This window comes from Streptomyces sp. Edi4, from assembly GCF_040253615.1.
Lineage (GTDB): Bacteria > Actinomycetota > Actinomycetes > Streptomycetales > Streptomycetaceae > Streptomyces.
In genome coordinates this window covers 4,968,376-4,987,426 of the sequence record NZ_JBEJGY010000004.1, presented here as the reverse complement: position 1 = coordinate 4,987,426, position 19,051 = coordinate 4,968,376, and the positions used below count along the sequence as shown (strand labels likewise).

At 67.5% G+C, this 19,051-nt stretch carries 30 protein-coding genes and 1 pseudogene; 3 read left to right on the top strand and 28 right to left on the bottom strand.

Annotation, left to right across the window (positions count from 1 at the left end):
- Positions 1–56: 56 nt before the first annotated feature.
- The 28 genes and pseudogenes from ABR738_RS24750 to ABR738_RS24615 form a co-directional block, all read right to left on the bottom strand.
- Complete coding sequence (locus ABR738_RS24750; protein ID WP_350232150.1) at positions 57–713, bottom strand: adenylate kinase; 657 nt, start codon at positions 711–713, stop codon at positions 57–59.
- Complete coding sequence (gene secY, locus ABR738_RS24745) at positions 713–2,026, bottom strand: preprotein translocase subunit SecY (protein ID WP_350232149.1); 1,314 nt, start codon at positions 2,024–2,026, stop codon at positions 713–715. The genes ABR738_RS24750 and secY overlap by 1 nt, the downstream gene beginning before the upstream one ends.
- Positions 2,027–2,274: 248 nt before the next feature.
- Positions 2,275–2,730: a 50S ribosomal protein L15 gene (gene rplO, locus ABR738_RS24740; protein WP_350232148.1), complete on the bottom strand. Its 456-nt coding sequence runs from the start codon at positions 2,728–2,730 to the stop codon at positions 2,275–2,277.
- Between the two features lies 1 nt (position 2,731).
- Positions 2,732–2,914 carry a 50S ribosomal protein L30 gene (gene rpmD, locus ABR738_RS24735; RefSeq protein ID WP_053682614.1) on the bottom strand — a complete coding sequence of 61 codons (183 nt, stop codon included), beginning with the start codon at positions 2,912–2,914 and terminating at the stop codon, positions 2,732–2,734.
- Positions 2,914–3,516 carry a 30S ribosomal protein S5 gene (gene rpsE, locus ABR738_RS24730; protein WP_350232147.1) on the bottom strand — a complete coding sequence of 201 codons (603 nt, stop codon included), beginning with the start codon at positions 3,514–3,516 and terminating at the stop codon, positions 2,914–2,916. The genes rpmD and rpsE overlap by 1 nt, the downstream gene beginning before the upstream one ends.
- Positions 3,517–3,562: 46 nt before the next feature.
- Complete coding sequence (rplR, locus tag ABR738_RS24725) at positions 3,563–3,946, bottom strand: 50S ribosomal protein L18 (protein WP_114037183.1); 384 nt, start codon at positions 3,944–3,946, stop codon at positions 3,563–3,565.
- A 3-nt stretch (positions 3,947–3,949) separates the two neighbouring features.
- Positions 3,950–4,489 carry a 50S ribosomal protein L6 gene (rplF, locus tag ABR738_RS24720; protein ID WP_350232146.1) on the bottom strand — a complete coding sequence of 180 codons (540 nt, stop codon included), beginning with the start codon at positions 4,487–4,489 and terminating at the stop codon, positions 3,950–3,952.
- A 20-nt stretch (positions 4,490–4,509) separates the two neighbouring features.
- Complete coding sequence (rpsH, locus tag ABR738_RS24715; protein WP_003966947.1) at positions 4,510–4,908, bottom strand: 30S ribosomal protein S8; 399 nt, start codon at positions 4,906–4,908, stop codon at positions 4,510–4,512.
- A 223-nt stretch (positions 4,909–5,131) separates the two neighbouring features.
- A complete protein-coding gene (locus tag ABR738_RS24710) occupies positions 5,132–5,317 on the bottom strand; it encodes a type Z 30S ribosomal protein S14 (RefSeq protein WP_003948630.1) in 186 nt (61 codons plus the stop codon).
- Between the two features lie 5 nt (positions 5,318–5,322).
- Positions 5,323–5,880: a 50S ribosomal protein L5 gene (gene rplE / locus ABR738_RS24705; protein ID WP_053727613.1), complete on the bottom strand. Its 558-nt coding sequence runs from the start codon at positions 5,878–5,880 to the stop codon at positions 5,323–5,325.
- Positions 5,880–6,203: a 50S ribosomal protein L24 gene (gene rplX / locus ABR738_RS24700; protein ID WP_053727612.1), complete on the bottom strand. Its 324-nt coding sequence runs from the start codon at positions 6,201–6,203 to the stop codon at positions 5,880–5,882. The genes rplE and rplX overlap by 1 nt, the downstream gene beginning before the upstream one ends.
- A 2-nt stretch (positions 6,204–6,205) precedes the next feature.
- Positions 6,206–6,574, bottom strand: a complete 369-nt coding sequence (rplN, locus tag ABR738_RS24695; protein ID WP_053727611.1) for a 50S ribosomal protein L14 — start codon at positions 6,572–6,574, stop codon at positions 6,206–6,208.
- 113 nt (positions 6,575–6,687) lie between these two features.
- Positions 6,688–6,972, bottom strand: a complete 285-nt coding sequence (gene rpsQ / locus ABR738_RS24690; protein ID WP_100578124.1) for a 30S ribosomal protein S17 — start codon at positions 6,970–6,972, stop codon at positions 6,688–6,690.
- Entirely contained in the window at positions 6,972–7,196 is a 225-nt protein-coding gene (gene rpmC, locus ABR738_RS24685; RefSeq protein WP_100578218.1) for a 50S ribosomal protein L29, read from the bottom strand. The genes rpsQ and rpmC overlap by 1 nt, the downstream gene beginning before the upstream one ends.
- Positions 7,196–7,615 carry a 50S ribosomal protein L16 gene (gene rplP / locus ABR738_RS24680; RefSeq protein ID WP_053727610.1) on the bottom strand — a complete coding sequence of 140 codons (420 nt, stop codon included), beginning with the start codon at positions 7,613–7,615 and terminating at the stop codon, positions 7,196–7,198. Before rplP ends, rpmC begins: the two co-directional genes overlap by 1 nt.
- Positions 7,616–7,620: 5 nt before the next feature.
- Positions 7,621–8,463: a 30S ribosomal protein S3 gene (gene rpsC, locus ABR738_RS24675; protein ID WP_053727609.1), complete on the bottom strand. Its 843-nt coding sequence runs from the start codon at positions 8,461–8,463 to the stop codon at positions 7,621–7,623.
- Positions 8,463–8,810, bottom strand: a complete 348-nt coding sequence (gene rplV / locus ABR738_RS24670) for a 50S ribosomal protein L22 (RefSeq protein ID WP_030359020.1) — start codon at positions 8,808–8,810, stop codon at positions 8,463–8,465. The genes rpsC and rplV overlap by 1 nt, the downstream gene beginning before the upstream one ends.
- Before the next feature lie 41 nt (positions 8,811–8,851).
- Positions 8,852–9,133 carry a 30S ribosomal protein S19 gene (gene rpsS, locus ABR738_RS24665; protein WP_053727608.1) on the bottom strand — a complete coding sequence of 94 codons (282 nt, stop codon included), beginning with the start codon at positions 9,131–9,133 and terminating at the stop codon, positions 8,852–8,854.
- A gap of 12 nt (positions 9,134–9,145) precedes the next feature.
- Complete coding sequence (rplB, locus tag ABR738_RS24660) at positions 9,146–9,982, bottom strand: 50S ribosomal protein L2 (protein WP_350232145.1); 837 nt, start codon at positions 9,980–9,982, stop codon at positions 9,146–9,148.
- 39 nt (positions 9,983–10,021) lie between these two features.
- A complete protein-coding gene (rplW, locus tag ABR738_RS24655; protein ID WP_053727606.1) occupies positions 10,022–10,336 on the bottom strand; it encodes a 50S ribosomal protein L23 in 315 nt (104 codons plus the stop codon).
- On the bottom strand, positions 10,336–10,986 hold the full coding sequence (gene rplD / locus ABR738_RS24650) for a 50S ribosomal protein L4 (RefSeq protein WP_100578119.1): 651 nt from the start codon (positions 10,984–10,986) through the stop codon (positions 10,336–10,338). Before rplD ends, rplW begins: the two co-directional genes overlap by 1 nt.
- 4 nt (positions 10,987–10,990) lie before the next feature.
- Positions 10,991–11,635, bottom strand: a complete 645-nt coding sequence (gene rplC, locus ABR738_RS24645) for a 50S ribosomal protein L3 (RefSeq protein ID WP_120721902.1) — start codon at positions 11,633–11,635, stop codon at positions 10,991–10,993.
- A 14-nt stretch (positions 11,636–11,649) separates the two neighbouring features.
- Entirely contained in the window at positions 11,650–11,958 is a 309-nt protein-coding gene (rpsJ, locus tag ABR738_RS24640; protein ID WP_003948644.1) for a 30S ribosomal protein S10, read from the bottom strand.
- 540 nt (positions 11,959–12,498) lie between these two features.
- The gene (locus ABR738_RS24635; protein WP_350232144.1) at positions 12,499–12,708 is read right to left on the bottom strand and encodes a DUF397 domain-containing protein; all 210 of its coding nucleotides are present in this window, start codon (positions 12,706–12,708) and stop codon (positions 12,499–12,501) included.
- Between the two features lie 53 nt (positions 12,709–12,761).
- The gene (locus ABR738_RS24630; RefSeq protein ID WP_350232143.1) at positions 12,762–12,971 is read right to left on the bottom strand and encodes a DUF397 domain-containing protein; all 210 of its coding nucleotides are present in this window, start codon (positions 12,969–12,971) and stop codon (positions 12,762–12,764) included.
- Between the two features lie 211 nt (positions 12,972–13,182).
- A pseudogene (locus ABR738_RS24625) lies at positions 13,183–13,393 on the bottom strand (DUF397 domain-containing protein).
- Between the two features lie 64 nt (positions 13,394–13,457).
- Positions 13,458–13,664, bottom strand: a complete 207-nt coding sequence (locus ABR738_RS24620; protein WP_350232142.1) for a DUF397 domain-containing protein — start codon at positions 13,662–13,664, stop codon at positions 13,458–13,460.
- Positions 13,661–14,539, bottom strand: a complete 879-nt coding sequence (locus tag ABR738_RS24615) for a helix-turn-helix domain-containing protein (protein ID WP_350232141.1) — start codon at positions 14,537–14,539, stop codon at positions 13,661–13,663. Before ABR738_RS24615 ends, ABR738_RS24620 begins: the two co-directional genes overlap by 4 nt.
- A 155-nt stretch (positions 14,540–14,694) precedes the next feature.
- On the opposite strand from ABR738_RS24615, the gene ABR738_RS24610 reads away from it, so the two are divergent.
- The 3 genes from ABR738_RS24610 (at position 14,695) to ABR738_RS24595 (ending at position 18,974) form a co-directional block, all read left to right on the top strand.
- Positions 14,695–15,192 (top strand): ATP-binding protein, encoded by a 498-nt coding sequence (locus ABR738_RS24610; RefSeq protein ID WP_350232140.1) that lies wholly within the window; start codon positions 14,695–14,697, stop codon positions 15,190–15,192.
- Positions 15,193–15,750: 558 nt separating this feature from the next.
- Entirely contained in the window at positions 15,751–16,659 is a 909-nt protein-coding gene (locus ABR738_RS24600; RefSeq protein ID WP_350232139.1) for an RpnC/YadD family protein, read from the top strand.
- 266 nt (positions 16,660–16,925) lie between these two features.
- A complete protein-coding gene (locus ABR738_RS24595) occupies positions 16,926–18,974 on the top strand; it encodes a PIG-L family deacetylase (protein WP_350232138.1) in 2,049 nt (682 codons plus the stop codon).
- The last annotated feature ends 77 nt before the right edge of the window (positions 18,975–19,051 follow it).

Sequence of the window (19,051 nt, the reverse complement as noted above, 5' to 3'; positions counted from 1 at the left end):
CGGCCGCGGCACCCCGCCAGGGGCACCGCGGCCGTCGCCGACGCCGGCTACCGCGACTACGCCGCCTCGCGGCGCAACGCGTCCATCGCCTTCTTCGTAACCTCATCCACCTTGCCAAGCGCGGTGATCGTGATGACCAGCCCCTGCGCCCGGTAGTAGTCGATGATCGGCTCGGTCTCGCTGTGGTAGACCTCGAGCCGCTTGCGCACCGTGTCCTCGGTGTCGTCCCCGCGCTGGTACAGCTCCCCGCCGCACTTGTCGCAGACACCGTCCCGCTGCGGCGCGTTGTACGCGACGTGGAAGACGTGCGCGCTGTCGTTGCGGCAGATCCGCCGGCCGGCGATCCGCTTGACGACCTCGTCCTCCGGGACTTCCAGGTCGAGCACCGCGTCCAGCTTCATGCCGTCCGCCTTCAGCACCTCGTCCAGCGCTTCGGCCTGCACCACATTGCGCGGGAAGCCGTCGAGCAGGAAGCCGTTCACGGCGTCCGGTGCTTCCATGCGGTCCTTGGCCATCCCGATGGTGACCTCGTCGGGCACCAGGTTGCCGGCGTCCATGTACGCCTTGGCCTGCTTGCCGAGCTCCGTGCCCTGGCTGATGTTGGCACGGAAGAGGTCGCCCGTGGAGATGTGCGGGATCGCCAGGTTCTGGGCAAGGAACGCGGCCTGCGTTCCCTTGCCGGCACCGGGCGGTCCGACGAGGACGATTCGCATCAGCGGAGGAACCCTTCGTAATTGCGCTGCTGAAGCTGGCTCTCGATCTGCTTAACGGTTTCCAGACCCACACCCACGATGATGAGGATGCTCGTCCCGCCCAGCGGGAAGCTCTGGACGCCGCCGAAGATGATCAACGCCATTGTCGGTACGAGCGCGATCAGCCCCAGATACAGCGACCCCGGCCAGGTGATCCGGTTGAGTACGTAGCTCAAGTACTCAGCGGTCGGTCGGCCAGCCCGGATGCCCGGGATGAAGCCACCATACTTCTTCATGTTGTCGGCGACTTCCTCGGGGTTGAACGAGATCGCCACGTAGAAGAACGCGAAGAACACGATCAGCAGGAAGTAGCTGACGATGTAGTAAGGGTGGTCGCCCTTGGTCAAGTTGTCCTTGACCCACGTCGCCCAGCCGGCCGTCGAGTTCGAGAACTGGACGATCAGCGCCGGGATGTAGAGCAGCGACGAGGCGAAGATGACCGGGATCACACCGGCCTGATTGACCTTCAGCGGGATGTACGTCGAGGTGCCTCCGTACGACCTGCGCCCGATCATGCGCTTGGCGTACTGCACCGGGACCCGGCGCTGCGCCTGTTCGACGAAGACCACGAGCCCGACCATGACCAGGCCGACCAGCAGCACGGTGCCGAACTCGATCCAGCCGCCGGCCAGGTGGCCCTGCTTCTTGATGGCCCACAGGGAGCTCGGGAAGCTGGAGGCGATCGAGATGAACATCAGGATGGACATGCCGTTGCCGATGCCGCGGTCGGTGATGATCTCACCGAGCCACATGACGCAGGCGGTACCGGCGGTCATCGTGATGACCATCGTGATCGTGGTGAAGATCGAACGGTTCGGGATGATCTCGGTGGCGACCTGGCAGCCGCTGAAGAGCGCGCCGTTGCGGGCCGTGGCCACGAGACCGGTGCCCTGGAGGATCGCCAGCGCCACGGTCAGATAACGCGTGTACTGCGTGATCTTGGCCGTACCCGCCTGGCCCTCCTTCTTGAGGGCTTCCAGGCGTGGGATCACCACGGTCAGCAGCTGCAGAATGATGCTCGCCGTGATGTACGGCATGATGCCGAGCGCGAAGATCGTGATCTGTAGCAGCGCACCGCCGCTGAACATGTTCACCAGGCCGAACAGACCGCTGTTCTGCTGTGCCTGGTCCACACAGGTCTGCACGTTCTTGTAGTTCACGCCGGGCATGGGTACATGCGTACCGAGCCGGTAGATCACGATGATGCCGAGTGTGAAGAGCAGCTTCTTGCGCAGGTCAGGCGTCTTGAACGCCTGGGCGAACGCGGTGAGCACGGTGCCTCCTGCGACCCCCGCGCACGTGCGTCAGGGTGACGGTCTTGAGGTTCGACGAATGAAGGAGTGAAGGTCTTGACGAGGTCTTGATCTGCCAAAAAACCGTGCCGGAGCCGTCCAGGCACACAGCACGGAACTTAGACAGTGCACGCCACCATACCGGCGACCGTGCCCCCCTAGGAACGACCAACCGGGGATGCCCCATTTGAGAGGCATCCCCGGTCGGATGTTCAAGCCATCAAGCTGTCTCAGACAAGCTCGGTGACGGTACCGCCGGCGGCGGTGATCTTCTCCTTGGCGGAGCCGGAGACGGCGTCAACCGAAACCTGAAGCGCCACGGAGATCTCGCCCTGGCCCAGGACCTTGACGAGGCTGTTCTTGCGCACCGCGCCCTTGGCGACCAGGTCGGCCACCGTGACCTCTCCACCCTCGGGGTAGAGAGCGCCGAGCTTGTCCAGGTTCACGACCTGGAACTCGGTGCGGAACGGGTTACGGAAACCCTTCAGCTTCGGCAGGCGCATGTGGAGGGGCATCTGGCCACCCTCGAAGCGCTGCGGAACCTGGTAACGGGCCTTCGTACCCTTGGTACCACGACCAGCGGTCTTACCCTTGGACGCCTCACCACGACCCACACGGGTCTTGGCGGTCTTGGCGCCCGGGGCAGGACGGAGGTTGTGGGCCTTCAGCGGGCTGTTCTCACCCATGTCAGTCAACCTCCTCAACCGTCACGAGGTGGCGGACGGTCTGCACCATGCCGCGGAACTCGGGGCGGTCCTCCTTGACAACCACGTCGTTCAGGCGCTTGAGCCCGAGCGAACGCAGGGTGTCGCGGTGGTTCTGCTTGCTGCCGATGTACGACTTCGTCTGCGTGATCTTGAGGCGGGCCATCAGACACCCGCTCCCGCACGCGCACGAAGCAGAGCCGCGGGGGCGACGGCCTCGAGGGGCAGACCGCGGCGGGCCGCGATCTCCTCGGGACGCTGCAGGCCCTTGAGGGCCGCCACGGTCGCGTGCACGATGTTGATCGCATTGTCGGAGCCGAGCGACTTCGACAGGATGTCGTGAACGCCGGCGCACTCGAGCACCGCGCGCACCGGGCCACCGGCGATAACACCGGTACCGGGGGAAGCAGGCTTCAGCAGGACAACGCCGGCCGCCTTCTCGCCCTGGATCGGGTGCGGGATGGTGCCCTGGATGCGCGGAACCTTGAAGAAGTTCTTCTTGGCTTCCTCGACACCCTTGGCGATGGCCGCGGGAACTTCCTTGGCCTTGCCGTAACCGACACCTACGGTGCCGTCACCGTCGCCCACCACGACCAGCGCGGTGAAGCTGAAGCGGCGACCACCCTTGACAACCTTGGCAACGCGGTTGATCGCGACAACGCGCTCAACGTAAGCGGTCTTCTCGGCGGCAGCGCCACCGTCGCGACCCTTCCGGTCCCGCCGCTCGCCGCCACCGGCACCGCTTCCGCGGCGCTGGGGTCCAGCCATTGGATTTACCTCTCTCTGTTACGTCCGTTAGTCCCGGAACCGGGGCTTAGAACTTCAGCCCGGCTTCGCGGGCGGCGTCAGCCAGAGCGGCAATGCGCCCGGCGTACCTGTTGCCACCACGGTCGAACACGACGGCCTCGACGCCGGCGGCCTTGGCGCGCTCAGCGACCAGGGCACCGACCTGCTTGGCCTGCGCGGACTTGTCGCCCTCGCCACCGCGGATCGAAGCGTCCAGGTTCGACGCCGACGCCAGGGTGTGACCCTTGAGGTCGTCGATGACCTGAGCGGTGATACCGCGGTTGGAACGCGTCACGACGAGGCGCGGACGCTCCGCCGTACCCGACACGTGCTTGCGGATGCGGACGTGGCGACGTGCCTTGGCGGCACGCTTGTAAGCGTCGCCCTTGGCGATCTTCACACCGTATGCCATGGCTTACTTACCAGCCTTTCCGACCTTGCGGCGGATGACTTCGCCGGCGTACTTGACACCCTTGGCCTTGTACGGGTCGGGCTTGCGCAGCTTGCGGATGTTGGCGGCGACCTCGCCGACCTTCTGCTTGTCGATGCCCTCGACCGAGAACTTCGTGGGCGACTCGACCTTGAAGGTGATGCCTTCGGGGGCCTCGACGGTGATCGGGTGGCTGTATCCGAGCGCGAACTCCAGGTTGGAGCCCTTCGCCTGGACGCGGTAACCGACACCGCTGATCTCGAGCGCCTTGATGTATCCCTGGGTCACACCGGTGATCATGTTGGCCACCAGCGTGCGGGACAGGCCGTGCAGGGCCTTGTTCTGACGCTCGTCGTTGGGGCGGGTGACGTTCAGAACGCCGTCCTCACCCTTCACGATCTCGATGGGAGCCGCAACGGCGTGCGTGAGGGAACCCTTGGGGCCCTTCACGTGAACCGTACGGCCATCGATGGTGACGTCCACACCGGCGGGAACCTGGATGGGGAGCTTGCCGATTCGCGACATTGCTTTTCCTCCGTTCCCTACTACCAGACGTAGGCGAGGACTTCCCCACCTACGCCCTTCTTGCCTGCCTGCTGGCCGGTGAGCAGACCGTGGGACGTGGAGATGATCGCCACGCCCAGGCCGCCGAGCACCTTCGGCAGGTTGGTGGACTTCGCGTACACACGCAGACCGGGCTTCGAGATCCGCTTGATGCCCGCGATGGAGCGCTCACGGTTCGGCCCGAACTTCAGCTCGAGGACGAGGTTCTTGCCGACCTCGGCGTCCTCGACCTTCCAGCCGGTGATGAAGCCCTCCTGCTGGAGGATCTCCGCGATGTGCGACTTGATCTTGCTGTGCGGCATCACGACGGAGTCGTGGTACGCCGAGTTAGCGTTGCGCAGACGAGTGAGCATGTCTGCGATCGGGTCAGTCATGGTCATGAATCGGCCTTCGGCCTCTCTCGCCGCGGTTTCCTGTATGCGCCATCCCTCTCCCCACTCAGTGGCGGGACGGGTGCGGTGCGGGGACCTACGGCGTAGTAAGTCGTTATGGGCGGCGGACGCCCAACCCCACAAGCCTACGGCATGGGGAGTCGGGCCTCCGCCGACCAGATACTTACCGAGAGCGTCGGGTAATTCCCAAGTCCCAAGGGACTGGGGGGAATTACCAGGAGCTCTTGGTCACGCCCGGCAGCTCGCCACGGTGAGCCATCTCACGGAGGCAGACGCGGCACAGGCCGAACTTGCGGTACACGGAGTGGGGACGACCGCAGCGCTGGCAGCGGGTGTAGCCACGCACACCGAACTTGGGCTTGCGGGCAGCCTTCGCGATGAGAGCCTTCTTCGCCATCTCGCTTACGCCTCCTTGAAGGGGAAGCCGAGGTGACGAAGGAGGGCACGGCCCTCGTCGTCGTTGGTCGCCGTGGTGACCACGGTGATGTCCATACCCCGGGTACGGTCGATCTTGTCCTGGTCGATCTCGTGGAACATGACCTGCTCCGTGAGACCGAAGGTGTAGTTGCCACGGCCGTCGAACTGCTTCGGCGACAGACCGCGGAAGTCACGGATACGCGGCAGCGCGAGCGACAGCGTACGGTCCAGGAACTCCCACATGCGGTCACCGCGGAGGGTGACGTGGCAGCCGATCGGCTGACCCTCGCGCAGCTTGAACTGCGCGATGGACTTGCGGGCCTTGGTGACGGCCGGCTTCTGTCCGGTGATCGTGGTGAGGTCGCGAACCGCGCCGTCCATCAGCTTGGAGTCGCGGGCGGCGTCGCCGACACCCATGTTGACCACGATCTTGACGAGGCCGGGAACCTGCATGACGTTCTCGTACGAGAACTCCTCACGCAGCTTGCCCGCGATTTCCTCGCGGTACTTCGTCTTGAGACGCGGAGTGGTGGTGGTAGCCATCAGATGTCCTCACCCGTCCGCTTGGCAACGCGGATCTTGTTGCCCTCGTCGTCGAAGCGGAAACCGACGCGGGTGACGACCTTGTTGCCGTCCTTCTCCACGACGAGCTGAACGTTGCTCACGTGGATCGGGGCCTCGGTCGTCACAATGCCACCGGTCTGCGAACCGCGAGCGGTCTGGCCGGCCTTGGTGTGCTTCTTGACCCGGTTGACACCCTCGACCAGGACGCGGTCCTCGCGGGGGAAGGCCGCGATGACCTTGCCCTGCTTGCCCTTGTCCTTACCGGTGATGACCTGAACCAGGTCGCCCTTCTTGATCTTCATGCTTACAGCACCTCCGGCGCGAGCGAGATGATCTTCATGAACTTCTTCTCGCGCAGCTCCCGGCCCACCGGGCCGAAGATGCGGGTGCCGCGGGGGTCGCCATCGTTCTTGAGGATGACGGCCGCGTTCTCGTCGAAGCGGATGTACGAGCCGTCCTGACGACGACGCTCCTTGACGGTGCGCACGACGACAGCCTTGACGACGTCGCCCTTCTTCACGTTGCCACCGGGGATCGCGTCCTTGACGGTGGCGACGATGACGTCACCGATACCCGCGTAGCGGCGACCGGAGCCACCGAGCACACGGATGCAAAGGATTTCCTTTGCACCAGTGTTGTCGGCGACGCGCAGTCGCGACTCCTGCTGGATCACGTCTATCTCCTGATCGTCTGCCGGTTCCCGGTGGGGGCCACGGACCTCTTACGAGGTGCGGCCCCCACCGAGCCTGGCGGAACCACTCTGAGGGAAACCCCGCAGAGAATTCTTTACTTGGCCTTCTCGAGGATCTCGACGATGCGCCAGCGCTTGCTCGCCGACAGCGGACGCGTCTCCATGATGAGGACGCGGTCGCCGACGCCGGCAGCGTTCTGCTCGTCGTGCGCCTTGAGCTTGTTCGTACGGCGGATGACCTTGCCGTACAGCGCGTGCTTCACACGGTCCTCGACAGCGACGACGACGGTCTTGTCCATCTTGTCGCTGACGACCAGACCCTCACGGGTCTTGCGGAAACCGCGCGCTTCAGTCGTCTCAGTCACATTCTTCTCGCTCATCAGGCGCTCTCCACCGTCTCGATGCCCAGCTCGCGCTCGCGCATCAGGGTGTAGATCCGGGCGATGTCCTTGCGGACGGACTTGAGCCGCCCGTGGTTCTCGAGCTGGCCCGTCGCCGCCTGGAAGCGGAGGTTGAACAGCTCTTCCTTGGCTTCGCGGAGCTTGCCGAGAAGCTCCTCGTCACCCAGCTCGCGCAGTTCGGACGCCTTGGTTCCGGCCGACATCACGCCTCACCTGCCTCGCGCCGGACGATGCGGCACTTCATCGGGAGCTTGTGAGCGGCTCGGGTGAGCGCCTCACGAGCAATCTTCTCGTTCGGGTAGGACAGCTCGAACATCACCCGGCCCGGGTGAACGTTCGCGACCCACCACTCCGGAGAACCCTTACCGGAACCCATGCGGGTCTCGGCAGGCTTCTTCGTCAGGGGGCGGTCCGGGTAGATGTTGATCCAGACCTTGCCGCCACGCTTGATGTGGCGGGTCATCGCGATACGAGCCGCCTCGATCTGGCGGTTGGTCACGTACGCCGGCGTGAGGGCCTGAATGCCGTACTCGCCGAACGCAACCGTCGTACCACCCTTGGCCATACCGCGGCGCTTGGGGTGGTGCTGCTTGCGGTGCTTGACCCTACGGGGGATCAGCATTTCGGTCAGGCCTCCGTTCCGGTGCTCTCAGCCGGAGCGGCGGCGGCGGGAGCCTCGGCCTTGGGGGCCTCGGCAGCCGGCGCAGCCTGCTGCGGCTTGCGGCCGCGACCGCCACGCTCGCCGCCACGACCACCGCGGCCACCGGCCGGACGGTCGTTGGCGCCACCACGGGCCGGGCGGTTACCCGCACGGGCCGCTGCGTTCTCGGCGCGAACCTCGGCGATGTTCTTGACGTCGCCCTTGTAGATCCAGACCTTCACGCCGATGCGGCCGAAGGTCGTCTTGGCCTCGAAGAAGCCGTAGTCGATGTTCGCGCGCAGGGTGTGCAGCGGCACACGGCCTTCGCGGTAGAACTCCGAGCGGGACATCTCGGCGCCGCCGAGACGGCCGCCGCACTGGATCTTGATGCCCTTGGCGCCGGCCTTCATGGTGCCCTGCATGCTCTTGCGCATGGCACGACGGAAGGAGACGCGGGAGGAGAGCTGCTCGGCAACGGCCTGCGCGACCAGCTGAGCGTCCATCTCGGGGTTCTTGACCTCGAGGATGTTCAGCTGGACCTGCTTGCCCGTGAGCTTCTCGAGGTCGCCGCGGATGCGGTCGGCCTCGGCGCCACGGCGGCCGATGACGATGCCGGGACGCGCGGTGTGGATGTCCACCCGCACGCGGTCACGGGTGCGCTCGATCTCAACCTTCGAGATGCCGGCGCGCTCCATGCCGGACGTCATCATCCGACGGATGGCGACGTCTTCCTTGACGTAGTCCTTGTACAGCTTGTCGGCGTACCAGCGGGACTTGAAGTCCGTGGTGATACCGAGCCGGAACCCATGCGGGTTAACCTTCTGGCCCATTACCGGGTTCCTTCCTTGCTGCTGACGACCACGGTGATGTGGCTGGTCCGCTTACGGATCCGGTAGGCACGGCCCTGAGCACGCGGACGGAACCGCTTCAGGGTCGGGCCCTCGTCCACAAACGCCTCGCTGATGAACAGCGAAGAGGCGTCCGTGTGGTCGTAGTTGTGCGCGGCGTTGGCAATGGCGCTGTCAAGCACCTTGCCTACCGGCACGCTCGCGGCCTGCGGGGCGAAACGCAGGACCGCCTGAGCCTCCGTGGCATCCATGCCACGGATAAGGTCCACCACTCGGCGGGCCTTCATGGGCGTAACGCGGATGTACCGCGCCTGGGCCCTGGCTTCCATGGTTGTCCTTCCAGTGTCTGTCATGGTCATTCCACCCCGCGTTAGCGGCGCTTCGACTTCCGGTCGTCCTTGACGTGGCCGCGGAAGGTGCGAGTCGGCGAGAACTCACCGAGCTTGTGGCCGACCATCGACTCGGAGACAAACACCGGGACGTGGGTCTTGCCGTTGTGCACCGCGATCGTGTGGCCGAGCATGGCCGGGATGATCATCGAGCGACGGGACCAGGTCTTGATGACGTTCTTGGTACCAGCTTCGTTCTGAGCGTCCACCTTCTTGATGAGGTGTCCGTCGACGAAGGGTCCCTTCTTGAGACTGCGCGGCATCTAAACCCGCTCCTAGCGCTTCTTGTTCGTCTTGCGGCGGCGGACGATGTACTTGCTCGATGCCTTCTTCGGCGAGCGAGTACGACCCTCCTTCTGACCCCACGGGGAGACCGGGTGGCGACCACCACTGGTCTTGCCCTCACCACCACCGTGCGGGTGGTCAACCGGGTTCATCGCGACACCGCGGACGGTCGGGCGGACGCCCTTCCAGCGCATGCGGCCGGCCTTGCCCCAGTTGATGTTCGACTGCTCGGCGTTGCCGACCTCGCCGATGGTGGCGCGGCAGCGGGCGTCGACCAGGCGAATTTCGCCGGACGGCATACGAAGGTGGGCCATCGTGCCCTCCTTCGCCAGCAGCTGCACCGAAGCACCCGCGGAGCGGGCGAACTTCGCACCGCCACCGGGACGCAGCTCGATGGCGTGGATGGTCGTACCGACCGGGATGTTGCGCAGCGCCAGGTTGTTGCCCGGCTTGATGTCGGCCCCGGGGCCGTTCTCAATGCGGTCACCCTGGCTCAGGCCACGGGGCGCGATGATGTAGCGCTTCTCGCCGTCCGCGTAGTGCAGGAGCGCGATGCGCGCGGTGCGGTTCGGGTCGTACTCGATGTGAGCGACCTTGGCCGGCACGCCGTCCTTGTCGTGACGACGGAAGTCGATCACGCGGTAGGCGCGCTTGTGGCCACCGCCCTGGTGTCGGACGGTCACACGACCGGTGTTGTTACGGCCGCCCTTGCTGTGCAGGGGGCGGACCAGCGACTTCTCCGGCGTGGACCGCGTGATCTCGACGAAGTCGGCGACGCTGGAGCCACGACGGCCCGGAGTCGTCGGCTTGTACTTGCGGATACCCATTTCTCAGTCCTCGTCCGATATTCGGACCAGGGCGCTCCGTTAGGAGGCCTGGCCGAAGATGTCGATACGGTCGCCCTCAGCAAGGGTCACGATGGCGCGCTTGGTGTCGGCGCGCTTGCCGAAACCGGTCTTCGTGCGCTTGCGCTTGCCCTGGCGGTTGATCGTGTTGACCCCGGTGACCTTGACCGAGAAGACCGCTTCCACGGCCTGCTTGATCTGGGTCTTGTTGGAACCCGGCTTCACGATGAACGTGTACTTGTTCTCGTCGAGCAGCGCGTAGCTCTTCTCGGACACAACCGGCTTGACAAGAATGTCGCGCGGGTCCGTGAAGGTCTTGCTGGTGATCTCGGCCATCAGGCCTCGCTCCCCTCGTTGTCATCGGCCTTGGGGCCAGACACGAAGGACTCGAAAGCGGCCTGGGTGAAGACCACGTCGTCGGAGACGATCACGTCGTACGTGTTCAGCTGGCCCGGCTCCAGGATGTGGACCTGGGGCAGGTTGCGGGCGGACAGCCACGCGGCCTCGTCGGCGCGCTCGACGACCAGGAGCAGGTTGGCGCGCTCCGAGATCTTGCCGAACAGCGTCTTGGCGGCCTTGGTGGAAGCCGTGCCCTCGACCACGCCGGTGACGACGTGGATGCGGGAGTGGCGCGCCCGGTCGGAGAGGGCACCGCGCAGGGCGGCGGCCTTCATCTTCTTCGGGGTGCGCTGCGAGTAGTCACGCGGCTGAGGGCCGTGGACGACGCCACCGCCGGCGAACTGCGGCGCACGGGTCGAACCCTGGCGCGCGCGGCCGGTGCCCTTCTGGCGGTACGGCTTGCGGCCACCACCACGGACTTCGCCGCGGGTCTTGGTCTTGTGCGTGCCCTGACGGGCAGCTGCCAGCTGTGCGACGACGACCTGGTGGATCAGCGGAACGCTGGTCTTCGCGTCGAAGATCTCCGCGGGGAGCTCGACGGTACCGGCCTTGTCGCCTGCCGGCGAAAGGATGTCAATGGTGCTCATTACCTCAAGCCCCCTTGGCCGCGGTACGGACCAGGACGAGGCCGCCGTTCGGACCGGGGACCGCGCCCTTGATGAGGAGCAGACCCTTCTCCGCGTCAACCGCGTGGATGGTCAGGTTCTGGGTGGTGACACGCTCGTTGCCCATGCGGCCCGCCATGCGGACGCCCTTGAACACGCGGCCAGGGGTGGCGCAGCCACCGATGGAACCGGGCGAGCGGTGCTTGCGCTGGACGCCGTGACCGGCGCCGAGGCCCTTGAAGTTGTGACGCTTCATGACACCGGCGAAGCCCTTGCCCTTGCTCTTGCCCGTGACGTCGACCTTGACGCCGGACTCGAACACCTCGGCAGTGATCTCCTGGCCCAGCGTGTACTCGCTGGCGTCAGGGGTGCGGAGCTCCACCAGGTGGCGGCGCGGGGTCACGTCGGCCTTGGCGAAGTGACCCTTGAGGGGCTTGTTCACCTTGCGCGGGTCGATCTCGCCGAAGGCGATCTGGACCGACTCGTAGCCGTCGACGTCGTTCGTGCGGACCTGCGTCACGACACACGGCCCGGCCTTGATGACGGTGACCGGGACAACCCGGTTGTTCTCGTCCCAGACCTGGGTCATGCCGAGCTTCTCGCCCAGGACGCCCTTGATGTTCTTGCTCATCTCGGCCCGTCCCTTCAGAGCTTGATCTCGATGTCGACACCGGCCGGGAGGTCGAGGCGCATCAGCGAGTCAACCGTCTTCGGCGTGGGGTCGAGAATGTCGATGAGGCGCTTGTGGGTGCGCATCTCGAAGTGCTCGCGAGAGTCCTTGTACTTGTGCGGCGACTTGATGACGCAGTACACGTTCTTCTCAGTGGGCAGCGGCACCGGGCCCGCGACCGACGCACCAGTGCGCGTCACCGTCTCGACGATCTTCTTCGCCGAGGAGTCGATGACCTCGTGGTCGTAGGCCTTGAGCCGGATGCGGATCTTCTGTCCCGCCATGGCTACCTAGTAGTCCTTTGTCTCGTAACGCTCTGGAACCCGGGGGTTCTGTTGTCTTTCCGTCTCCGACCCACGCGGTCGGGCGTGTCGCACTCCCTCTACGCAGAAATCCCATACGGAATTTCCCAACCAAGGGGATGCGGGCCACAGGACCTCGCAAGCGGGGGCAGAACACCCACCGGACGCCTGGCCGGAGCCCCGCTGACACTTCCCGGAAGATTCCCGTACGTCCGCCCCTGCCCCTCTGATCCAGAGAAGCGTGGGGCGACGAGTACTGTGGGACTCGCTTCCGGTCCTCCCGGCGGGAGACGCGCAGCATCGGCACTCAACCGAGCAACCCCGACAGTCTGCCATACCAGGACAGCACCTGGCCAATCGCAGCCGGGAAGCGTACCCCACGTCACATGCGCTCACGCATTCGGCACGCTGGGTCCTCGGCGGGGCCGAGATCTTCCGGGCGTTACGTCGACGCGTACGTCAGCCACGCGGCCCCACCGGGACACCCGGCGCCAGCGCGCGACGCACCCCCGCCGCCCCCGGTCAGCTCGCCGAGGCGTACGCCACGAAGTCCACCCAGGCGTCCGGCGCCAGCGCGAGGTGGGGGCGATCAGTGGCCTTCGAGTCCCGGACGCGGACGACGCCAGGGGCGACGGCGACCTCGACGCAGTCATTGCCGTCACCGCTGCTGCTGTAGCTGCTCTTGAACCACGTCAGGCCGGAGGCATACCCGGCCGAGGTGTTGCGGATCACGCTTTCTCCAGGAGCTGGAAGGCGGTGCACCGATGCGGGCGTGAGATCTTGCGTCAGCCACCCGCCGCGTACGCCACGAAGCCCGCCCACGCCTCCCGGGCGACCCCAAGCTGGGGACCGTCCGCGTTCTTGGAGTCCCGGACGCGGACGACGCCGGGGGCGATCGCGACCTCGAGGCATTCATTGCTGTTGCTGCTGTCGCTGTAGCTGCTCTTGAACCACGCCGGGCCGGAGGCACCCTCGGCCCTGGTGTTGCGGATCATGATTCCCCCAGCAGTCGCTCGACAAGGGCAGCGGGCACGCGACGTAAGGGCTCGCACCCGGATGATGCCCGCAACGGGGCCCAAGGATGCGGCGCCGCCCGAACCGCAGACCGTCCGACCGTTGGCCCCGACCGGACGCCCTCTTCCGGACCCATACGCCAACACCCCGCACCCGGCTTCAACCGGGCGCGGGGCGCCAGTAGTTGGGAGGTCAGCGACCCGACGCGTACGCCACGAAGTCCGTCCAGGCCCCGGGCGTCAGCGCGAGTCGCGGCCCCGTTGCGCGCTTGGAATCCCGGACGTGGACGGTGCCCGGGGGCGGCGGCGACTTCGGTGCAATCGTTGCCGACGCCGCTGCTGCTGTAGCTGCTCTTGAACCACGTCAGCTCGGAAGGGTCTCCGGCAGAGACCTCGCGGATCATGTCTCTCCCATGCCTCCCAGCAGGTGCTCGATACCGTGGCGGCCGGGCGCCGTCTTCCGGACTTCTACGCCGAGGCGTACGCCACGAAGCCCGCCCACGCGTCCGGCGTCAGCACGAGCTGGGGGCCGCCGAGGGCCTTGGAGTCGCGCACGCGGACCGCGCCGGGGGCTGTAGCCACCTCGACACAGGACTCGCCATCGGTGCCGCCGCTATAGCTGCTCTTGAACCACGTCAGACCGGAGGTGTCCCCGGTGGAAACCTTGCGGATCATGTCTCTCCCAGCAGTTTCTCAATAAAGGCAAGGGACTCCCTCGGTGGGAGAGCCTGCGCCCGGAGGGTGCCATACCGCAGCTCAAGGATGCGAAGCTGCTTCGGATCGGCGATCGGCCGCCCGTTAAACGCCCCGTCAGAGCGTCCCACCGCCGTCCCGTCCCGGAACTTCAGCAGCTCGATCCTGCCGTCCAAGCCTGGATGCGCCTCGGTGTTCGTCGGCATGACCTGAAGCGTGACGTTGCGCAACTTCCCTACCTCCAGCAGCCGTTGGAGCTGCGGTGCCCACACCATTGTGCCCCCAACCTGTCGGCGCAGTGGGGCCTCTTCCAGCACAAAGTGGATCGAGGGAGCCGGATCCCGCTCGAAGACCGCCTGCCGGGACAGGCGTGCGGCCACCATCCGCTCCACATCGTCCGGGGAATACGGCGGCTGCGCTGCTCCGATCACGGCCCGGGCGTGCTCCGGCGTCTGCAACAGCCCCGCGATGATGTTGCACTCGTAGACGCCGATCTCGATCGCCTGGGCCTCCAGCTTCTTCAGCTCCCGCACCTTCTTCGGGTACCGAACCTTCGCCACGTCCTCCTTCATCGCCGAGATGAGCCCGCCCGCCCCCAGCACCTCGTCCGCCTTGTCCAGGTACTCGGGCTGGGGGATCCGTTTGCCGCCCTCGACCTTGTAGACCATGTCCTCGCCGTACCCCACCGCCACCCCGAACTCGGCGGCCCGCATCCCCTTCGCCTCGCGGCGCAGCCTCAGCTGCCGCCCCACCGTCGCGACGACCGCCACGCCCCAGTCGTCGTCCGGATCCACCTCCCAGCCCGGCTCGTCCGCCTCGCCCTTGAGCCGGCCCTCAGCGCCACCCTCGTACTCCATCTCGCACCCCTCCGCCGCACGCCCTGGTCGCCACGCCCCTTACCCGTGCGGCCCGTGCCGACAGCCAGGACAACGCCGGACAAACTCCGGACAGTGACCATACGGACCTGCTGAGTCACTGGCCACGGTACGCACGTGGCACCACGCTCAGTCGCGTGAACCAGGAAAACCGCACCCAACTCACCGCCCCCGCCCGGCACTTCAGCGTTCTGCTGTCCGCCACGCCACGCGGCGCCCGCCTCGCCCGCATCCTCGCCGTCTCGTGGCTGCGGGACTGGCGCCTGGCACCCGGCACCATCCGCACCGCCGAACACCTCGTCGCCGAACTCGCCGCGAACGCCGCCACGCACGGCCGACTCACGGGGCGGAACTTCCAGCTCGCCCTCCTGGCCACCGCCGACGTGCTCCGCGTCGAAGTGACGGACGCGCGCGGGGACACCCTTCCCCGGCGCCGGCCCCCGTCCCCGGACGCCGAATCGGGGCGCGGCCTGGTCCTCGTGGACGCGTTCGCCGACCGCTGGGGCGTCAGCCTCGGCCCCGTACCCCGAAAAACCGTCTGGGCCGAACTGGACCTGCTCCCGGCACGCTCACCGGCGGGACCGGGACCGGGGCACGGCGGCCCGTGCTCCGGTTCGGCCGACGCTCTTCTTTAAAAGAACCGCTGGAGAGAGAGAACCCCACCAAGCCCCACCCCTCCCTCCCGCACATCCGTCCACCTACCGCGCAAACTCACTCACGCGAGTGAGCATCGCCAACTCCGGTGGATTTGGGCCCAGTTGACAGCCCTACGCTCAGCGCGTCACCGCTGAAGGTGACCCCAGACATGCGACGGCCCCCGCCGGGACTGGCATCCCAAAGCGAGGGCCTGACCACCGAGGAAGAAGGACCTTCCCGATGGACGTGCAGAACCCTAGCGCCCCCCGCGCTCCCAGTCCCGTACCGCGGGTAAAAACCACCCCCACCGGCGGCGCGTCGCGGGCGTCATCCACGACAACACCCGGCACACCACCCGCCTCACTGCCCTGCTGCCGCCTCCGCCGCCGGTCCGCGCGCCCGCGCCGGCCCTGGACGTACGGCATCCGCTCCAGACCTGCGAGGGCTGCGACCGGGCCTTCCGTTCTCCCGCGCCGGGCCGCTGCCGCGGCTGCCGGGCTCCGTCGCCCGCATCCTCCTGACGACCCACTCACGAACAACGACCGGCAAGGAACCACATGGTCAGCTCGCCCCACGAGGCGACGCATCGCGTCTTCCAGGAGTATCCGGAGCTCTTCTCCCGGGTCTCGGAAGTACTCGGCGTCGGCTTCAAACCGCCCACTTCGATCACTGTCCTGCCCAATGACCTCACCGAGACCAGTCCCCTCGAACGCCGGGTCGACACGCTGGTGCGGCTGGAGATGGCGGACGACGAGCCGCTTCTTCTCGCCGTCGAGGCCCAGGGCAAGAAGGACCCGGCCAAGCCCGCGAGCTGGGCGTACTACGCCTCGTATCTGCTCACGAAGTACCAAGTGCAGCCGATGCTGCTGGTCGTCTGCCAGGACCGTGCCACCGCCGAATGGGCAGACCGACCGGTCAGCTTCGGCCCTCCCCAGTGGCCTCTGCTCACCCTGCGCCCACTGGTCGCGGGCCCGCACAACATGCCGTTGATGACCGACCCCTCGGAAGTCCGCAAAGATCTCGCCCTGGCCACTCTGGCCACGATCACGCACGGCAAGAACCCGGACATCGGCGCCGTACTCAAAGCAGTGACGACCGCTCTGGTGGACACGCCGGACGCCGTCAAGAATCCCGTCATCGAATTCATCTCACAGGGCCTGGGCAAGCTGCCCGCCGCAGCGCTATGGAGGAAACTAGTGGCCGTGGACCTTTCTTTCTACAAGTCGCCCCTCGTCGAGGAAATCCGTGACGAAGCCCGGGTCGAGGGCCGGGTCGAGGGCCGGGCCGAGGGCGAGACGCGGCGGGCTGCCGAGGACGTCCTGACGGTCCTGGCCGAGCGTGGAATCGACGTCCCCGAGGAAGCCCGTGAACGCATCACCGAGTGTGGTGATCCCGAGGTCCTGGGGCGCTGGCTCCGGCGCGCCGTCACGGCCCCGACGGCTGAAGATGTCTTCAGGGAGGAGTAGCCCCGGCCTGGCAGGGAGGTGGGCCCACGCCGCCGCAGGCGTGGGCTCCGCTCCTCGGGCGGGACGGCGAACACCGCCACCCGCCGCATCCGCACCCCGCCACTACCCCGCGAACCAGCCCACCGGTCAGCACACCTCGGTGATCTCCACCGTATCGCTTCCCCGCTACCCCTAGCGAGCAACCCCGTCCCCCGCTCCCCCGTCTCACTGGGCGCGCGATCCCGCCGGATCGCGGGGACCGGGCGAGCGATGGAGACAGGGCGGACGTGGACGAGAGAGCAAGGCCCGCAGAACCGGGGCGAAGGGTCGTGCTCGGGGGTGCCGTCGCCGCCGGGCTCGCCGTCACCGTCGCGGGGTGCGGCGTGCCCGTGCGGACGAGGGCGGACGGATCGGCCGCCGTCACCCCGCTCGCCGCCACCCCCCGCAACCCCCTGCTGCTCCAGATCCTCGCCCACCCCGACGACGACCTGTACTTCATGAACCCGGACACCCAGCACGCCCTGGACTCCGGCGTTCCGCTGGTCAGCGTGTACGTCACCGGCGGTGAGGCCAACGGCGACAACCGGGTCACGAGCGACACCGGGCCGCATGTGTACGACAAGGCCGCCTATTCGTCCGCCCGGCACCAGGGGCTGCGCCAGGCGTACGCGGTCCTGCTCGGGCTCGACCGGTACGCCCCCTGGGAGAAGTCCGTCGCCGAGCTGCGCGGCGGCCACCGCGCCGAGGTCAACCGGCTCCAACACCAGGGCCGCAGCGTGGAGTTGGTGTTCCTCAACACCGCGATGCACACCCCGCTCGGGGGGAGGATGGGGCTGCCCAGCCTCTGGGAGGACCACAGTCTGCGTCTGCCCGTCGTCATCGCCGAAGGCTCCCCGCTGACCGAGGCCAAGTCGTACACGTACGACGAACTGATCGACGTGCTGGCCGGGCTCCTCTCCGACCACTCCCCCACCCTCGTCCAGACCCTCGACCCCGACCCGGACATCCAGCACAGCTCCCCCGCGATTCGCGCGCACGACTCCGAGCAGCCCGGCTACTCCGACCACGCCGACCACACCGCCGCCGCCTCCTTCGCCTGGGCCGCGCTCATCCGGCACGCCGAACAGGGTCACGCCTTCCTCGCCACCGCCTACCGCGCCTACTACAACCGGCACTGGCCCAAGAACCTCCCGGCGGGCGTCCTCGCCGAGAAGGCCGCGCACCTCGTGCCGTACGGCGGCGCCGAGGACTGGCAGTGCGGCAACCCCGGCGGATGCGGGGACTACAACGTCGGCGGGAAGCGGCCGCTGACCAACTGGAAAGGGTGGGTGCGCTCCACCCACTACCGCCACCCCGGCGCCCGGCTGCTCGTCCCGGCCGACGGCGCCCACGCCTACGGCGTACTCGGTCTGCGGGCCGTGCGGTGGAAGCGGGGCGCCGACGACAGCTGGGGCGCGCCCGAGGACCTGGGCGGCTCTCCGCTGGCGCCCGTCCTCGGCGGCGCCACCCTGCCCGACGGCCGGCAGCTGCTGTTCGCGCTGCGCTTCTCCTCGCTCCAAGGGCGCGCCGGCGCCAACACCCGGGAGATCGTCCTGCTCGAACAGGCCGCCCCCGAGGGCAAGTTCGGCGCCTGGAAGGGCCTGGGCAACCCCGAGCGCGGGGACGCCCGGGGACGGCGGATCGGGCCGCCGCTCGCCGTGACCGCGCCGGGCGGACGCGTCCACCTCTTCGTGCGCAACGCGGACCGGGGCGTCAGCACCCGGGTGCGGGAGGCGGACGGCACGTGGTCGCGCTGGCGCGATCTGGGCGGCGGCGACGTGCAGGAGGGACTGAGCGCCGTGGTGGACGGGCGCGGGCGCGTGCACGTCTTCGCGGCCGGCGCCGACACGGTCCACCACTGGACCCAGAACGCCCCGGACAAGCCGCTCGCCCCCGTCGCCTCCCGGCTGCCACTCGCCGTGGACCCAGTGGCCCCGGTCGCGCTCGGCGAGGGCGAGGGCAGCGGCGTGCAGCTCCTGTACCGCACCTCGGCCGATCCGGCGAAGGCCAGCAAGGACCCCGGCTCCCCCGCGTCCCCGCACCTCACCGCCGTACACCTGGACGGCAGCGCGGCGCCGCCGGTCACGCTCGACGGGTACGGTCCGGTCGCCGCGGCCGGCGGCCATGTGCTGGGGACGGACGAGCGGGGAAGGGTCCGACTGGCCGCCGGGGGGCGGGTGTCGCAGCGGACCCTCGGCGCCGTCCCGGTCGGTCCGCCCACGCTGTACGTGCGTGACGGGCGGCCCCTCGCGCTGGGACTCGGGGTCGACGCCGCGCCCTGGAGCTGGCGCCCGTAGGACCCCGCCTGGCATCGCGCAGCCCGCACCGCCCGCACGTACAACGCCAAGAGCCCCGCACCTCGAAAGGTGCGGGG

Excerpts from the sequence above, each read along its gene's own strand:
- rplD (WP_100578119.1), bottom strand. The coding sequence starts at position 10,986 with ATGAGCACCATTGACATCCTTTCGCCGGCAGGCGACAAGGCCGGTACC.
- rplR (WP_114037183.1), bottom strand. The coding sequence starts at position 3,946 with ATGGCATACGGTGTGAAGATCGCCAAGGGCGACGCTTACAAGCGTGCC.
- rplX (WP_053727612.1), bottom strand. The coding sequence starts at position 6,203 with ATGAAGATCAAGAAGGGCGACCTGGTTCAGGTCATCACCGGTAAGGAC.
- rpmD (WP_053682614.1), bottom strand. The coding sequence starts at position 2,914 with ATGGCCCGCCTCAAGATCACGCAGACGAAGTCGTACATCGGCAGCAAG.
- rpsE (WP_350232147.1), bottom strand. The coding sequence starts at position 3,516 with ATGGCTGGACCCCAGCGCCGCGGAAGCGGTGCCGGTGGCGGCGAGCGG.
- ABR738_RS24750 (WP_350232150.1), bottom strand. The coding sequence starts at position 713 with ATGCGAATCGTCCTCGTCGGACCGCCCGGTGCCGGCAAGGGAACGCAG.
- rplV (WP_030359020.1), bottom strand. The coding sequence starts at position 8,810 with ATGGAAGCCAGGGCCCAGGCGCGGTACATCCGCGTTACGCCCATGAAG.
- ABR738_RS24620 (WP_350232142.1), bottom strand. The coding sequence starts at position 13,664 with ATGATCCGCAAGGTTTCCACCGGGGACACCTCCGGTCTGACGTGGTTC.
- rplP (WP_053727610.1), bottom strand. The coding sequence starts at position 7,615 with ATGCTGATCCCCCGTAGGGTCAAGCACCGCAAGCAGCACCACCCCAAG.
- rpsC (WP_053727609.1), bottom strand. The coding sequence starts at position 8,463 with ATGGGCCAGAAGGTTAACCCGCATGGGTTCCGGCTCGGTATCACCACG.
- rplC (WP_120721902.1), bottom strand. The coding sequence starts at position 11,635 with ATGAGCAAGAACATCAAGGGCGTCCTGGGCGAGAAGCTCGGCATGACC.
- ABR738_RS24630 (WP_350232143.1), bottom strand. The coding sequence starts at position 12,971 with ATGATCCGCAACACCAGGGCCGAGGGTGCCTCCGGCCCGGCGTGGTTC.
- rpmC (WP_100578218.1), bottom strand. The coding sequence starts at position 7,196 with ATGTCGGCCGGAACCAAGGCGTCCGAACTGCGCGAGCTGGGTGACGAG.
- ABR738_RS24710 (WP_003948630.1), bottom strand. The coding sequence starts at position 5,317 with ATGGCGAAGAAGGCTCTCATCGCGAAGGCTGCCCGCAAGCCCAAGTTC.
- rplO (WP_350232148.1), bottom strand. The coding sequence starts at position 2,730 with ATGGGTGAGAACAGCCCGCTGAAGGCCCACAACCTCCGTCCTGCCCCG.
- ABR738_RS24600 (WP_350232139.1), top strand. The coding sequence starts at position 15,751 with ATGGTCAGCTCGCCCCACGAGGCGACGCATCGCGTCTTCCAGGAGTAT.
- rpsS (WP_053727608.1), bottom strand. The coding sequence starts at position 9,133 with ATGCCGCGCAGTCTCAAGAAGGGACCCTTCGTCGACGGACACCTCATC.
- rpsJ (WP_003948644.1), bottom strand. The coding sequence starts at position 11,958 with ATGGCGGGACAGAAGATCCGCATCCGGCTCAAGGCCTACGACCACGAG.
- rpsH (WP_003966947.1), bottom strand. The coding sequence starts at position 4,908 with ATGACCATGACTGACCCGATCGCAGACATGCTCACTCGTCTGCGCAAC.
- rplE (WP_053727613.1), bottom strand. The coding sequence starts at position 5,880 with ATGGCTACCACCACCACTCCGCGTCTCAAGACGAAGTACCGCGAGGAA.
- rpsQ (WP_100578124.1), bottom strand. The coding sequence starts at position 6,972 with ATGAGCGAGAAGAATGTGACTGAGACGACTGAAGCGCGCGGTTTCCGC.
- rplW (WP_053727606.1), bottom strand. The coding sequence starts at position 10,336 with ATGGCCGAGATCACCAGCAAGACCTTCACGGACCCGCGCGACATTCTT.
- rplB (WP_350232145.1), bottom strand. The coding sequence starts at position 9,982 with ATGGGTATCCGCAAGTACAAGCCGACGACTCCGGGCCGTCGTGGCTCC.
- rplF (WP_350232146.1), bottom strand. The coding sequence starts at position 4,489 with ATGTCGCGAATCGGCAAGCTCCCCATCCAGGTTCCCGCCGGTGTGGAC.
- ABR738_RS24615 (WP_350232141.1), bottom strand. The coding sequence starts at position 14,539 with ATGGAGTACGAGGGTGGCGCTGAGGGCCGGCTCAAGGGCGAGGCGGAC.